Here is a 14,613-nt window from a genome sequence, read left to right as displayed (position 1 = left end):
CTAGTGGTTAGAAACCAGAGAATAATAAAAAATCCACCGTGTTAATCAGTGTAAAAATCCGTGTCTTTCCGTGTTCTCCGTTCCCAAAAAAGAATTATAGGGAGGAATTTTATATGCAGGAAATATACAGGCTTTTGATAATAAATCCGGGTTCAACCTCTACCAAAATAGCCATATATGATAATGAAAAGCCGGTTTTCGAAGAAACGCTGAGACATTCTAATGATGAGCTGGCCCCCTATGCCGCAATCTATGACCAGCATGAATTCAGAAAAAATGTGATACTGGACACTCTGAATGCAAAAGGCATCAATATCACCAAGCTGAGTGCGGTTGTAGGCAGAGGCGGACTCCTAAAGCCCATGGAGGGCGGTACCTATGTTGTAAATGAAGCTATGCTCAAGGACTTGAAAGTGGGGGTCATGGGGCAGCATGCTTCCAATCTGGGAGGAATCATTGCCCACGAGATAGCTTCCTCGCTCCATATACCGGCTTATATAGTAGATCCGGTAGTGGTAGATGAGCTGGAGGATGTGGCGAGAATATCCGGTATGCCCGAAATACCCAGAGTCAGCATAGTCCATGCACTGAATCAGAAAGCGGTGGCCAGGAGGGCCTCTAAGGATCTGGGCAAAGCGTATGATGAAGTCAATCTCATAGTGGCTCATATGGGCGGCGGGATTTCCGTAGGCGCTCATAAAAAAGGAAGAATAGTTGAAGTCAATAACGCTTTGGACGGAGAGGGACCCATGTCGCCGGAGAGGGCGGGGACCCTTTCTGTGGTAGGCCTTGCAAAGCTGTGCTTCTCGGGCAAATATACATTGGATGAAATGAAAAAGAAGATTGTAGGCAAGGGCGGCCTGGTGGCCCATCTCGGCACCAATGACGGCCGGGAGGTAGTAAAGAGGATAGAAGCGGGAGACAAGCATGCGGAGCTTATATATTACGCCATGGCCTATCAGGTAGCCAAAGAAATAGGCAGCTGTGCCGCAGTTCTGGAAGGCAAGGTCGATGCGATATGTCTCACGGGAGGCCTTGCATACGATAAGCTTCTCACAGGCTGGATAAAGGAAAAGGTGGAATTCATAGCTAAGGTCCTTTTCTATCCCGGAGAAGACGAGATGATAGCTCTGGCTCAGGGCGGACTCCGAATTCTTCGGAAAGAAGAAGAAGCCAAGGAGTATAAAGCATAGGAGACGGAGAACACGGATTTGCACGGAACTCCACAAGACCCCAGAGCCCTACCCTAATGCTAGAGGCTAGCGGCTAGAAGCCAGAAGCAAAAAAAAAGGATGATTATATGGTAAAAGATAAAAGGATAAGAATAATAACAGGGCATTACGGCAGCGGCAAAACTGAATTTGCTGCCAATTATACATTGAACCTCGCAAAATCAGGCAAAAAGACAGCCATAGTGGATCTGGACATAGTAAATCCATATTTCAGATCCAGACAGATAGAGCCCTTGTTTGAAGAAAAAGGCATAAGGGTGATATCCTCCTCAATAAAAGGGCTGGCAGGAGACCTGCCTGCCCTGTCGCCGGAAATATATACGGTGATGGAGGATAAAAGCTACGAAGCAGTTATAGACATGGGAGGCGATAAGGCAGGAGCAACAGCACTAGGACGTTATCATGACCGTCTGGACAAAGACGAATGCGATATGTTCTTTGTGCTCAATGCCAACAGGCCATTGACCGCTGACAAGCAAAGCGCCATAAGATACTTGAGATCCATAGAGCAAGGCTCCAGGCAGAAGGTGACAGCACTGGTGAACAATACTCACCTCTGCGGAGACACTGAAATAGGCGATATAATGAAGGGACAGGAGCTCTGCCTGCAAGTATCGCAAGAGCTGGGCCTGCCGATAAAATATACTGTGGTCCATAAAAAGCTCATAGGTGATCTACCTGATGACATCTGTGGAGAAATATTTCCTATAGATATTTTTATGAAAAAACCCTGGGAAATGGAATAAAGGAGGTTTAAAAATGGCAGGAAAGGTTACGTTTGACGAAAACAGATGCAAGGGCTGCGAACTTTGCACAACAGTTTGTCCGGTAAAGATAGTGGTGATGGACAAAGACAAGATCAATATCAGAGGATACCATCCGGCAACAGTAAAAGAGATGGATAAATGCATAGCCTGCGGCTCATGCGCAAGAATGTGCCCTGATGTTGTTATCAAAGTTGAAAAACTGTAATTTGTGAGGAGGGATACTTATGGCAAGAGAATTATGGAAGGGAAACGAAGCAATAGCTGAAGCCGCTATTAAGGCCGGCTGCAGGTTCTTCTTCGGCTATCCCATCACACCGCAAAATGAAATACCGGAATACATGTCCTTGAGGCTTCCCCAGGAAGGCGGATGCTTCCTGCAGGCCGAATCCGAGGTGGCTGCCATAAACATGGTATATGGAGCAGCAGGAGCAGGGGCCAGGGTTATGACATCCTCATCCAGCCCGGGAATAAGCTTGAAGCAGGAAGGCATCAGCTATATTGCAGGGGCAGAGCTCCCATGCGTAGTAGTAAACATAGTCAGAGGAGGCCCGGGCCTTGGCGGAATCCAGCCTGCTCAATCAGACTATTTCCAGGCTACCAAGGGCGGCGGACACGGCGACTACCATCTGGTGGTGCTGGCTCCGGACTCTATACAGGAGGCAGTAAACCTGGTTCAGGAAGCCTTTGACATAGCGGATGCATACAGAAATCCGGTAATGATACTGGGAGACGGAATGATAGGCCAGATGATGGAGCCTGTGGAATTCACAGGAATCCCCAAAAGGCAGCTTCCGGAGAAAACATGGGCTACAACAGGCTTGAGAGGAAGAGATCATCACAATATAATAAATTCTCTTTTCATAGATCCGGCAGTATGTGAAACCCATAACCAAAGGCTTTTCAAGAAATATGCCGAGATAGAAAAGAATGAAATAAAAGTGGAAGAATACAATCTTGAAGGCGCGGAAATAGTATTTGCAGCCTATGGCACAGTGTCCAGGATAGTCAAGAATGCTATAAAGGCTCTTGAAAAGGAAGGCATAAAAGCAGGCCTTATAAGACCTATAACTCTATGGCCTTTCCCGAAGGCTAACTTCCTCAAAGCTGCCGATATGCCAAGCGTTAAAGCATTTATGAGCGTAGAGATGAGCATGGGCCAGATGGTAGAGGATGTTGAATTGTCGGTAAAGGGGAAGAGGCCGGTTTACTTCTACGGCAGGACCGGAGGCATGATTCCCACTCCGAAAGCAATAGTGGAAGAAGCCAAGAAGATATTAGGGGGTGCAAAATAATGGCAGTTGTATTTGAAAAAACCAAGGGTTTAACAGAAAAACCTACTCATTATTGTCCGGGCTGCACCCATGGAATAATCCACAGACTTGTAGCAGAGTCTCTGGAAGAATTGGGCCTTTTGGACAAAGCGGTAGGCGTGGCTCCTGTAGGCTGCGCTGTATTCGCCTATGATTATTTCTCCTGCGATATGCAAGAAGCCGCTCACGGCAGAGCACCGGCTTGCGCAACAGGAATAAAGAGAGTACATCCTGACTCGGCAGTATTCACCTATCAAGGTGACGGCGATTTGGCTTCCATAGGTGCTGCGGAAATAGTACATGCAGCCATGAGAGGCGAAAAGGTCACTACAATATTTGTCAACAACGCCATATACGGCATGACAGGCGGCCAGATGGCGCCCACCACTCTGGTAGGCCAGAAGGCTACCACAGCTCCCTTGGGCAGAGATGAAAACCATTGCGGCATGCCTTTAAGGATCAGCGAGATGCTGGCAACCATACCCAAGGCTGTGTTTGTTGAGAGGGTATCGGTACATGATGTGCCCAATATATTGAAAGCCAAAAAGGCCATAAAGAAGGCCTTTGAAATACAGATGAAGGGCTTGGGCTTCAGCATAGTAGAAGTGCTTTCCACCTGCCCTACCAACTGGGGAAAGACTCCTGTTGAAGCACTGAAATGGCTCAAGGAAAATATGATTCCTTATTATCCTGTACAAAACTTCAGAACTCCTGAGGAGGTGAAATAAATGACACATCAGATCATAATGGCAGGCTTTGGAGGACAAGGCGTTATGTCCATGGGGAAAATACTCGCAGAGGCAGGCTTGAAGGAAGGCAAGAATGTGTCATGGCTGCCATCCTATGGACCTGAAATGCGCGGAGGTACGGCCAACTGCAGCGTAATAATCTCGGAAGAACCTGTAGGTGCACCCACTGTTACGGAGGCTACAGCAGCCATAGTAATGAACAGGCCCTCTTTGGACAAATTTGAAAAGGATGTAATACCCGGAGGCAATCTGTTCATCAACAGCTCACTGATAGACAAGAAGGCTGAAAGGACCGATATCAACGTATACTATGTGCCTGCAAATGAAATAGCCAATGATATGGGCTCGGGCAAGATCGCCAATATGGTGATGCTGGGCGCTTATCTCAAGGTTACTAACGCAGCCAAGGAAGACACGATAATGGAATATATTTCAGAGGTATTCTCAGGCAAAAAAGCCTCTGTGGTACCCATGAACAAGGAAGCCTTAAAGAGAGGCGCAGACTGCATAAAGTAAAAATAACAATAAACCGTCCCGGGGCAAAACTCCCGTCATCCATCCTCCAGCCCCGGGATGGTTTTTTTATGCAATGGATCCCATAGCTTGACTTTTCCAATAATAGATATTAAACTATAAAAAAACAAGAAATATTTCACTATTACTTAAATACAGCGGCATTTCAGAGGCATTACAGACAGAGCGAAAGGTATTGTGAATGATTTCGGATGAGGAGGCAAATGATTTGCTTGGCAGAAATATTCGGGAGGAAAGAAAAAACAAGGGATTGACATTAAATGATGTGGCAAGGATAACGGGTTTTACACCAAGCTATTTATCGCAGATCGAAAGAAATATCATCGATCCCTCGCTGAGCTCTCTCAGGAAGATAGCCCAGGCATTGGAAGTGCCGATATATATTTTTCTCGCAGAGGATGACGGGCAGCATATATTGGTAAAAGCAAACGAGCGTAAAAAGCTTAAGCTTCCGAATAGCTCCATCGTATATGAGATGCTGTCGCCCATGTCAAATGAGTCAAAGGACGATATGAATATGGTCAGCATGTATTTCGAAATGGAGCCCAAATGCTGGCTGAGCACTGAATACCTTGTGCACAAGGCAGATGAATTCATATACATAATACAGGGCAGCGCGGATATCTATCTCATGCAGAACAAATATACCCTTAACGAGGGAGACAGCCTCTATATCAAGCAAAATATCCCCCACAATATTTATAATGATGGGAAAGATGTGGTCAAAGGAATTTCAACGGTCAGTCCGGCTATTTTTTAAGTACTTATGAAAGTTGGGCACTGAAATTAACAGGTTGGAAAAAGCGGGTGAGCGTCTTAACAGATGCAGGCCTGCTTTTTTTAATTCTTAATTATTAGAATATTTTCAAATATCTTATTGATTGTTTAATTAACAAATGATAAAATATAGGCAATAATTTAACTATTTATTAATTAAGTTATAATTAATTTGCTTGGAGGGACTGGCTATGAAAATAACAAAGGTCACAGCAGAAAAAATCAGGCTGGAGTTAAAAAAACCGTTTAAGATTGCATTGGGTTGCATCGAGAGCTGTGAAGCGGTTATAGTAAAGGTTGAGACCGACGAGGGGCTGGTTGGGTTTGGTGAAGGCAATCCTACTGCATTTGTCACCGGGGATACTGCAGAGACTTTAATACCCATGGTCAATATGTTGGGAAAAGCGATTATAGGATTGAATCCCATAGAATTAGGGAAGATACACGGAATTATGGATCGCTTATTGGTAGGGAATACCTGCGCTAAGGCGGCCATTGACATAGCTCTCCATGATATCATGGGAAAAAGGATGGGAATGCCGCTTTACAAAGTGCTTGGCGGGTACCGGGACAGCTTTGAAACCGATATGACCATCAGCATTGATGAGCCTGAAGTGATGGCGGGTGAAGCAGCAGCTTTGGTCAAGGAAGGATATAGGACTTTGAAGATCAAAGTCGGCACCGACTTCGAGAAAGATGTGGACAGGATAAAAGCCATAAGAGAGGCAGCAGGAAAGGATATAAAAATCAGGCTGGATGCAAACCAGGGCTGGAATGTTCCTGAAGCTGTCACGGCGATCAACAAGATGGAAGGCTTCAACATAGATGTCGTTGAACAGCCCATAAAGCATTGGAATATCGAAGGGCTTGCTGCCGTGAGAAACAAGGTCAGAGTGCCCATAATGGCTGATGAAAGTGTTTTTTCCCCTGAGGATGCCATCAAGCTGATAAAGGAAAATGCCGTAGACGCTATGAATATCAAGCTGATGAAATGCGGGGGAATATTTAAGGCCCGGAGGATCAACGCAATCGCAGAGGCTGCCGGATGTGAATGCATGGTGGGCTGCATGGCGGAAAGCAGCATAGGCATTACGGCTGCAGCCAGCTTTGTAGCTGCAAACAAGAACATCACGAGGGCCGATGTGGACAGCTTCTTGATGATCAAGGAGTCAAACATAGAAGGCGGGGTAAAGGTCAAAGACGGTATTATCTATTTGCCTGATGAACCCGGGCTGGGCATAAGGGTGAATATGTAATATATAAAAATAACGGTAAGAGAGGTGACATTCATGAAAAACTGTAATAATAGCAATGAGTTTGCATTATACAAAAGCGGTATCCATGTCTGGGACGTGGTCTTTGCAGAGGATAACATCATGCGCAGGGAAAAGGATGTCTATTCGGGTGAATGGTCAGAATATGAAGCTCTTACGGACAAAGATACGGCTATGGGGTCGATAGCCGGAGATATTCCGATTTACGAAATCAACAGCATTCTTGGAGAGCTGGGTTCCGTCAATTGGAGCGGCAGTAACTCCATCACATTAAAAAATGGAAAGAGATATGAAAGATATAAAAGCTTCCAGGGAAAAGCAGAGGGGCTGAACAAAGAAGCTTTTGTATGGGCTGAATGTGACGGCGATCCTCCTCTCGATTTAATGATTGAAAATGGCAGAGTGATCGGCTTCATATGTATGGCAGGTGATAGAAGCTCCATACTTGTAAAGCATGGCTGTGAACAATTGTCTCCTTTAAGCTATTGGAATGAAGAGCTGATATCAAAGCCGGTATATACGGTTAAGCACCTGGGAAGCTTTATGGTCCCGATGAAGGATGGCATCAAGCTGTCTACTGATATCTGGATGCCTTCCGAAATATACGGGAAAAAGAAAGTGCCGGCCATCTTTATCAGAACTCCATATGGAAGAATGCTGTTTATGAAGGCTTCCATCAAGTATGTGCAGATGGGGTATGCTTTGGTGATACAGGATGTCAGGGGCAGGGGAGACTCGGAAGGGATGTTCCAGCCCTTCATAAATGAAATGGAAGACGGAGATGCAGCCATAACGTGGATATCCGAGCAGCCCTGGTCGGATGGAGGCGTCGGCACTATCGGAGGCTCTTATGGAGGCTTCGTACAATGGGCTGCCGCCGCAAGCGGAAATCCTAACCTAAAGGCCATGGTAAGCTTTGTCACGGCAGGTACTCCATTTGTAGATTGCATCCGCAAAGGCGGCTGCTATATGTCGGGAATTTTGGCCTGGATAGCATTGACAAGCGGGAAGACGGCAAACATTAATGCAGCCAATAGAAGCGACTGGGATGAAATCATCAATATCAGGCCTATCAAGGATATCCCTGAGAAGGTCTTCGGAGCAAAGGTCGGATACTGGGATGAGTGGATTGAGCATGAAAGCAATGATGAATACTGGAAAAAAGCAGATTGGGAAAGCAAAGGAGAAAAGATTAACGTACCGACCTTGTCTGTTTCGGGGTGGTTTGATGACGACAGTGCAGGTTCGACCCAAGGCTGGAATGTTGTAAAAAAATACAAAAGGGAAAATCAAAAGCTCATCCTTGGCCCCTGGAGGCATCAATTCAACACGGCCAGGAACCTGAAGGGTATGCCGCTGGGAATCGATGCAATAAGATATGATATGGACTTGCTGGTGGTCAAATGGTTTGACAGGTACCTCAAGGGAATAAAAAACGGAATAGAAAAGGAGCCGGCAGTTGACTACTATATCCTGGGAGACAATAAATGGATAAAGTCGGAGACATGGCCGCCTCAGGACGTACAAAGCGTAAACCTGTATTTCGGAAGCTCGGGCAATGCAGGGCAGGATATAGACGACGGCAGGCTGAATCCGGAGCATGGGAGAAGCCAAAAGCAATATGATGAGTATGCATATGATCCGAAGGACCCTGCAGTCCATATGGCAGATCTGTCTGAAAATGAGTTCTCTCTTCCCGCCAACTACAGAGAAGTTGAAAAAAGAAGCGATGTCCTGACATATTCTTCTGCACCTATGAAAAAAGATTTGACGGTTGCGGGAGATATGTGTGCGGTCATCTATGCATCAAGCAGCGCAAAGGATACCGATTGGGTCGTAAGGGTCACTGATGTAGACGAGGAAGGAAACTCGATGAGGATATCGGATGGATTGATCAAGGCAAAATACAGAGATTCTTTTGAAAAGCCGGAGCTGCTCTGCCCGGATAAGGTCTATGAATACAGGATAGGCCTTTTAAAGACTGCCTATACCTTTAAGAAGGGACATCGGATAAGAGTGCAGGTGACTTCAAGCGCCAAGTATCTCACTTTCCCGAATCACAATACAGGCAGCGAAGCGGGGAAAGATACGGAATACATCGTTGCAAATCAGAAGATATACCACTCCGGGGAGTATCGCAGCCGTATTGAAATACCTGTACTCAATGAAAACTTCATAGATAGCTTTAGTTTATAGATTTAGAAGGAGGGAAAAACAATGGATGAAACTAGGAGACAAGTGGATAACGAACTCCGGCCTCCTCAGGAGCAGGAGCCGAGAAACAGAAAAGAGCTGACTCCAAGGGCGATCATCTGGGGGATATTGATCGGAATACTTATGCTTGCCATTGCGCTGTACATGCTTATGATGACGGGTATCAATTTCCCGGCTGGCCCTGTCGCAGCTTTGATGGGGATAATACTGATGCCTCTCTTCGGCGGAAAGGCGACCAAGTATGAAGTAAATATGGTCCATACCATTGCTTCTGCGGTTGCATTGTCTTCCACAGCGCTTATCGGTACCTTTACCGCTGCCATTATTTCCGGCTATGAGTTCAATTGGAGAGTTTTCCTGACGATATTGTTTCTTGGAAACATCATAGGATTGTGCTTTATTTCCATACTGAGGAAACAACTGGTGGAAGATCCGTCTTTAAAGTTTCCCGGCTCGATAATAACGAAGGATATAGTAGAAAAAGCAGAAAATCCTCCCAAGTATGAATTAAAGCTGTTCATCATATTCATGATATTTATTTTCGTTTTTTCTCTTTGCCAAAAGGTGTTCAATATGATTCCTGCTCAAGTGGATTTGTCGAAATTTTTGCCCAAAGGCTGTTATCTTGACTTGATCATAATGCCTATGGCGCTTGGCATGGGATACATATTGAGCATGAAAATGACTTCACTGCTGCTCATCGGTGCGCTTGCGGCTCACCTGATCCTCGCTCCGATAGGGACAAGCCTGGGCTGGTTTTTAGACCCTCAAGTCAACTACAAATCCATGCAGGACTTCAATTTGTCTCTGGTGCTGGGAATGGCGATTGTGGGCTCTTTGGTTCCGGTCATAAAGCAGCGCAAATCGCTCATCAACTCCTTTAAGATAAAAACCTCCGACATCAGGGGGAGCGATAACGAATTGCCTGTCAGAACGCTCATGATAATAATCATCTGCGCTGTCATAGCGGCCATGATTTTTTACTATATGGAATTCAAGGTAAACCCCATCTTTGTGCTGGTCACTGTTTTGTGCATGCTGATAATGTCTGTGGTAAGCATCAGGGCAACAGCCGAAGCAGGCATAAATTTTGCCGAAGTATTTGATATGTTCCTCATACTTACCATCGTAACATTGGTCAACAAGCCTGTGGCAGCCTTGCTTCTGGTAGGCCTAGGTACATGCATGACATCTCTGGGCGGCGATACGATAAGCGACTTCAAAACCGGCCAGCTGATCGGCGCCTCGGTGAGAAAGCAGGCTATATGCCAGTTCATAGGCTTTATTCCAGGCATTTTAATAGGTTCGGTAATAATATATACATTCATAACCACACGAGGAATAGGTACGGCTGAAGCACCCTTCCCCTTTGCCCATATGTATTACGGGTTGGCTAATGCCGTCACCGGGGATGGGCTGGGCTCGGTGATCAGCCTTCCCAGAATGGGAATAGGCGGAATCGTTGGCGGGGCTCTGGCTCTTCTTGGTTTGCCTGCAACAGCTTTGGCATTGACCACCTATCTGAATCCGGGATTTTTTATTATCACTGCCATAGGCGGGTTTATAAGAGGTTTTACAGACAAAAAATACGGCAGGGAAATCGGTGAAACATGGACTAATGCCGCTTCCGGAATGATGGTGGGAGAAGGATTGGTCATCATAGTCACAACCATACTGCTTCTGATAAAATAAGCTGCTGCCGCAAATTATCGGATGAACTAGCCGGATAAAAATGATTTTTTGATAAAAAACAGCAGATTTGTTGCAATATTATAGATTGAATGTTGACTATTTAGATATAATTAAATAAAATAGTTAATAATATATGCACAAATCTATGAATCGGAAAAGTAATCGACGTAAAGGACTTAAGCGAGTCCGGACAGAGTGGAAGCCGGGCAGTCAGACGTTAATGAAAAGAGCCGTGGAGATGAAATCGCAATCCGGCGTTATGGAATAAGGTGGGCATTTATGCCAATTAGAGTGGTACCGCGGATCCTCCGTCTCTTTATTGAGACGGAGGACTTTTAATTTTTATTGATTTTACTAATAACTCATTGGTGCATCTGTTGTGCTGACTGATAAAAGAGTGCAGCACTGAACTAACTCGCCCTAAGACTCACACCGCTATAGGCGGCGTGTGCCTAAGGGCGACTAAGTCCAGCATGGACTCGACTAACATTCAGTGGAGTTAAAACTCCACTGAATGAAGTCTCGTTCAATGTGAAGGGGCCTAGAGTTTGTTAGTTTTGACGCAACCCTATGCAAGCTTACAAAGTCTTAGTCCCGCAACTTTTGTAGTCGTTATCAGTCAGCAAAACAGCATCCCTCAAGACCCCAAAGAAATACTCTAATACCGGAGACAGGCGACCAGAGACCATAGACTGACCCCAAAGGAATACACCATAGAAAATAAGGAGGAAGCAATATGGATTTTAAATTAGAAATAGCAAAGAAAATCAGCAGCATGACAGAAATGGAAACAGAAAAAATATTGGAACTGATGGAGATCCCGCCTCAGCCAAACATGGGAGACTATGCCTTTCCATGCTTTCAGCTGGCAAAGGTCATGAGGAAAGCGCCCAATATGATAGCCAGAGAACTGGCCGAAAAGGTGGAAAAGGACGATACATTGGAAAAGGCCGAGGCTGCAGGAGGATACCTGAACTTTTTCATAAACAAGGAAGGGTTCATCAAGCATACGATAGCCCAGATACTGGAGCAGGGAGAGAAATACGGCAGCTCCGATAAAGGAGAGGGCAAGACGGTGCTGGTGGAATTCTCATCCCCCAACATTGCAAAGCCTTTCCATATCGGACATCTGGTAAACACCATAACGGGAAACTCTATAGAAAAGATATTCAAGCACCTGGGATACAACACAGTAAAGCTGAATCACTTGGGGGACTACGGAACCCAATTCGGCAAGCTCATCTCCGCCTATAAACGATGGGGCGTAGATGAAGTGATAGCGAAGGACCCCATAAACGAGCTTCTGAAGATTTATGTAAAGTTCCATGAAGAAGCCGAAAAAGACCCTTCACTGGAGGATGAGGCAAGGGCATATTTCAAGCAGCTTGAAGACGGAGAACCGGAAGCCGTAGCGCTGTGGGAAAAGTTCAGGGAGCTGAGCCTCACGGAATTCAGGAAGCTGTATAAAGACTTCAATATAGAATTTGACTCCTATGCCGGGGAAAGTTTCTACAGCGATAAGATGCCAGAGGTCGTGCAGATACTCAAGGACAAGAATCTGCTCAAGGAAAGCAACGGAGCTCAGATTGTTGATCTGGAGCAATTCAATCTGCCTCCCTGCCTGATACTGAAATCCGACGGAGCTACCATATATGCTACAAGGGATCTGGCAGCGGCTATATACAGGAAGAGGACCTATGATTTCTATAAATCCCTCTATGTGGTAGGAAACACCCAGGCCCTCCATTTCAAGCAGTTTTTCTCCGTACTCCAGCTTGCAGGCTTTGAATGGGCCCAAAACTGCGTGCATGTGGGAACCTCCTTGGTAAAGTTTGCAGACCGCAAGCTTGCTTCAAGGAAGGGCGATGTAATATATGCCAAGGAAGTTGTGGATGAAGCCGTAGAAAAGACTCTGGAGATAATAAACAGCAAGAATCCCAACCTGGAGGACAAGGAAGAAGTAGCCAAAAAAGTAGGCATGGGGGCAATAATCTATACATTCCTGAAGAACAATATGGACAGGGATATAATATTCTCCTGGGAAGACATGCTCAGCTTTGAAGGCGAGTCAGGGCCCTATGTGCTCTACAGCTATGTCCGGGGAAAGAGCATACTGAAAAAAGCGGGAAATATCGGAGAAAATCCGGATTTATCTTACCTGAAGACCGAAGACGAATATAATATGGTGAAGCTGCTGGGCTTCTTTAAGGGAACCGTAGAACAAGCGGGAGACAGGTATGAGCCCTTTGTAATAACCAGGTATGTGACCGACCTTGCTAAGGCTTACAACAAATTCTACAATACCCATCCCATATTGACCGCCGACGAAAAGGTAAAGGAAGCCAGGCTGGCATTGACAAAAGCAGTATGCAGCGTACTGTCCACAGGATTGGGCTTATTGGGAATACAAACACCTGAAAGCATGTAAAAGGGAATGAGGAATGAGGAGTTAGGAATTAGGAATGAAGGTTATGCAAAATTGTTGATTGCGAACTTAAATATATAACGTGAAAAAGATTTTACAACAATAATGTTATCCTGACTGATATAAGAGTGCATCACAAAGTCTTGCTTCGGAACTCTGCAATCGTTATCAGTCAGCATAACAGCTATGTGGAATATTTAATGCGTTATATATGGTTTTGTGGTATTATTGTAAAGTAAGCCTAAAATAGAAGGGGGACAAAATATGAGCCGACTATTCGGAACTGATGGCGTAAGAGGCATAGCCAACAGTGAATTGAATTCCAGCCTGGCATATAAGCTTGGCAGAGCCGGGGCCTATGTATTGACCCAGGAAAACAAGCACAAGCCAAGGATAGCTGTGGGAAAGGACACGAGGATATCCGGCGACATGCTGGAAGCAGCTCTGGTAGCAGGCATATGCTCTATGGGCGGAGAGGCTGTGGTATTGGACGTGATGCCCACTCCTGCCGTAGCTTATTTGACCAGACAGATGGGTTTGGATGCAGGCGTAGTGATATCCGCTTCTCACAATCCTTTTGAATACAATGGAATCAAGTTTTTCAACGGCAAGGGATATAAGCTGTCGGATGAATTGGAAGATAAAATACAAGAAATTATAGAGAAGAATATGGAAGCCTTGCCCAACCCAACGGGTGAATGCATAGGCAAAAGAACCGAAATCAAGAATGCAGTCCATACATATGTAGACTTCCTGAAAAGCACTATAGAAGCAGACCTCAAAGGACTGAAGATCGTGCTGGACTGTGCCAACGGCGCATCATACATTGCGGCACCCACTGCCTTTGCAGAGCTGGGAGCCGAAATACTGGTCATCAATAACAGCCCTGACGGCATAAATATAAACAAAAGCTGCGGCTCCACCCATCCCGAGAGCCTTCAAAGGATGGTTGTAGAATCCGGCTCCCATCTGGGCCTGGCTTTCGACGGAGATGCAGACAGACTCATCGCTGTAGATGATAAAGGCGAAATAGTCAACGGCGACCATGTGATGGCGATAATCGCAAAGCACCTGAAGTCAAAGGGCAAGCTCAAAAAGGATACGGTGGTAGCCACCATAATGAGCAATATGGGCCTGGAGATAGCCTGCAGGAATGAACAGTGCAATATAGTCAGGACAAAGGTCGGAGACAGATATGTGCTGGAGGAAATGATGAAAAGCGGCTATAACCTGGGTGGTGAACAATCGGGACACATAATCTTCCTTGATCACAATACCACCGGTGACGGTCTCCTGACGGCCCTGCAGCTGGTATCCGTAGTAAAGGAGACGAGAAAGAGACTGTCCGAACTGAAAAGCATCATGACAGAGCTGCCTCAGGTTCTGGTAAATGCCAGAATAAAAAATGAGTATAAGACTAAATATATGGAAGATGCGGAAATAAAAGCAGCCATAGAAAACATCGAAGCCCAAATGAAGAATGCGGGCAGAGTGGTGATCAGGCCCTCGGGGACAGAACCCCTGGTAAGGGTTATGCTGGAGGGCGAGGATCAGAATGTCATACAGAAAATGGCCGAAGACTTGGCAGCATTGATAGAAAGGAAATTGTCATAGGGTGCCTCAAGGGGCGCCCTTTTCA

At 45.6% G+C, this 14,613-nt stretch carries 12 protein-coding genes and 1 other annotated feature; all 12 genes read left to right on the top strand.

What is annotated here, in order from left to right:
• The first annotated feature begins 113 nt into the window (after positions 1-113).
• The gene (gene buk, locus LJD61_RS18520) at positions 114-1,193 is read left to right on the top strand and encodes a butyrate kinase (protein WP_255229054.1); all 1,080 of its coding nucleotides are present in this window, start codon (positions 114-116) and stop codon (positions 1,191-1,193) included.
• Between the two features lie 107 nt (positions 1,194-1,300).
• Positions 1,301-1,978, top strand: a complete 678-nt coding sequence (locus LJD61_RS18515) for a P-loop NTPase family protein (protein ID WP_255229053.1) — start codon at positions 1,301-1,303, stop codon at positions 1,976-1,978.
• A gap of 13 nt (positions 1,979-1,991) precedes the next feature.
• Complete coding sequence (locus tag LJD61_RS18510) at positions 1,992-2,204, top strand: 4Fe-4S binding protein (protein WP_255229052.1); 213 nt, start codon at positions 1,992-1,994, stop codon at positions 2,202-2,204.
• Positions 2,205-2,223: 19 nt separating this feature from the next.
• Positions 2,224-3,291, top strand: a complete 1,068-nt coding sequence (locus tag LJD61_RS18505) for a 3-methyl-2-oxobutanoate dehydrogenase subunit VorB (protein WP_255229051.1) — start codon at positions 2,224-2,226, stop codon at positions 3,289-3,291.
• Complete coding sequence (locus LJD61_RS18500; protein WP_255229050.1) at positions 3,291-4,037, top strand: thiamine pyrophosphate-dependent enzyme; 747 nt, start codon at positions 3,291-3,293, stop codon at positions 4,035-4,037. The genes LJD61_RS18505 and LJD61_RS18500 overlap by 1 nt, the downstream gene beginning before the upstream one ends.
• On the top strand, positions 4,038-4,574 hold the full coding sequence (locus LJD61_RS18495; RefSeq protein WP_255229049.1) for a 2-oxoacid:acceptor oxidoreductase family protein: 537 nt from the start codon (positions 4,038-4,040) through the stop codon (positions 4,572-4,574).
• A 226-nt stretch (positions 4,575-4,800) separates the two neighbouring features.
• Positions 4,801-5,352, top strand: coding sequence for a helix-turn-helix domain-containing protein (locus LJD61_RS18490; RefSeq protein ID WP_255229048.1), 552 nt, complete (start codon positions 4,801-4,803; stop codon positions 5,350-5,352).
• A 208-nt stretch (positions 5,353-5,560) separates the two neighbouring features.
• Positions 5,561-6,625, top strand: a complete 1,065-nt coding sequence (locus LJD61_RS18485; RefSeq protein ID WP_255229047.1) for a mandelate racemase/muconate lactonizing enzyme family protein — start codon at positions 5,561-5,563, stop codon at positions 6,623-6,625.
• A 33-nt stretch (positions 6,626-6,658) separates the two neighbouring features.
• Complete coding sequence (locus LJD61_RS18480; protein ID WP_255229046.1) at positions 6,659-8,839, top strand: CocE/NonD family hydrolase; 2,181 nt, start codon at positions 6,659-6,661, stop codon at positions 8,837-8,839.
• A 21-nt stretch (positions 8,840-8,860) separates the two neighbouring features.
• Positions 8,861-10,549, top strand: a complete 1,689-nt coding sequence (locus LJD61_RS18475; RefSeq protein ID WP_255229045.1) for an OPT/YSL family transporter — start codon at positions 8,861-8,863, stop codon at positions 10,547-10,549.
• A 136-nt stretch (positions 10,550-10,685) separates the two neighbouring features.
• Positions 10,686-10,868, top strand: a binding site (T-box leader).
• Between the two features lie 417 nt (positions 10,869-11,285).
• On the top strand, positions 11,286-12,977 hold the full coding sequence (argS, locus tag LJD61_RS18470; RefSeq protein ID WP_255229044.1) for an arginine--tRNA ligase: 1,692 nt from the start codon (positions 11,286-11,288) through the stop codon (positions 12,975-12,977).
• 261 nt (positions 12,978-13,238) lie between these two features.
• A complete protein-coding gene (gene glmM / locus LJD61_RS18465; RefSeq protein WP_255229043.1) occupies positions 13,239-14,588 on the top strand; it encodes a phosphoglucosamine mutase in 1,350 nt (449 codons plus the stop codon).
• The last annotated feature ends 25 nt before the right edge of the window (positions 14,589-14,613 follow it).

The organism is Lutispora saccharofermentans (assembly GCF_024363565.1).
Lineage (GTDB): Bacteria > Bacillota > Clostridia > Lutisporales > Lutisporaceae > Lutispora > Lutispora saccharofermentans.
Note: the sequence above shows the minus strand (reverse complement) of the source record. Positions and strands in the feature narration are given on the sequence as shown.

What these genes read in the sequence shown, in the direction of transcription:
- buk (WP_255229054.1), top strand. Translation starts at nt 114, where the DNA reads ATGCAGGAAATATACAGGCTTTTGATAATAAATCCGGGTTCAACCTCT.
- LJD61_RS18515 (WP_255229053.1), top strand. Translation starts at nt 1,301, where the DNA reads ATGGTAAAAGATAAAAGGATAAGAATAATAACAGGGCATTACGGCAGC.
- LJD61_RS18510 (WP_255229052.1), top strand. Translation starts at nt 1,992, where the DNA reads ATGGCAGGAAAGGTTACGTTTGACGAAAACAGATGCAAGGGCTGCGAA.
- LJD61_RS18505 (WP_255229051.1), top strand. Translation starts at nt 2,224, where the DNA reads ATGGCAAGAGAATTATGGAAGGGAAACGAAGCAATAGCTGAAGCCGCT.
- LJD61_RS18500 (WP_255229050.1), top strand. Translation starts at nt 3,291, where the DNA reads ATGGCAGTTGTATTTGAAAAAACCAAGGGTTTAACAGAAAAACCTACT.
- LJD61_RS18495 (WP_255229049.1), top strand. Translation starts at nt 4,038, where the DNA reads ATGACACATCAGATCATAATGGCAGGCTTTGGAGGACAAGGCGTTATG.
- LJD61_RS18485 (WP_255229047.1), top strand. Translation starts at nt 5,561, where the DNA reads ATGAAAATAACAAAGGTCACAGCAGAAAAAATCAGGCTGGAGTTAAAA.
- LJD61_RS18480 (WP_255229046.1), top strand. Translation starts at nt 6,659, where the DNA reads ATGAAAAACTGTAATAATAGCAATGAGTTTGCATTATACAAAAGCGGT.
- LJD61_RS18475 (WP_255229045.1), top strand. Translation starts at nt 8,861, where the DNA reads ATGGATGAAACTAGGAGACAAGTGGATAACGAACTCCGGCCTCCTCAG.
- argS (WP_255229044.1), top strand. Translation starts at nt 11,286, where the DNA reads ATGGATTTTAAATTAGAAATAGCAAAGAAAATCAGCAGCATGACAGAA.
- glmM (WP_255229043.1), top strand. Translation starts at nt 13,239, where the DNA reads ATGAGCCGACTATTCGGAACTGATGGCGTAAGAGGCATAGCCAACAGT.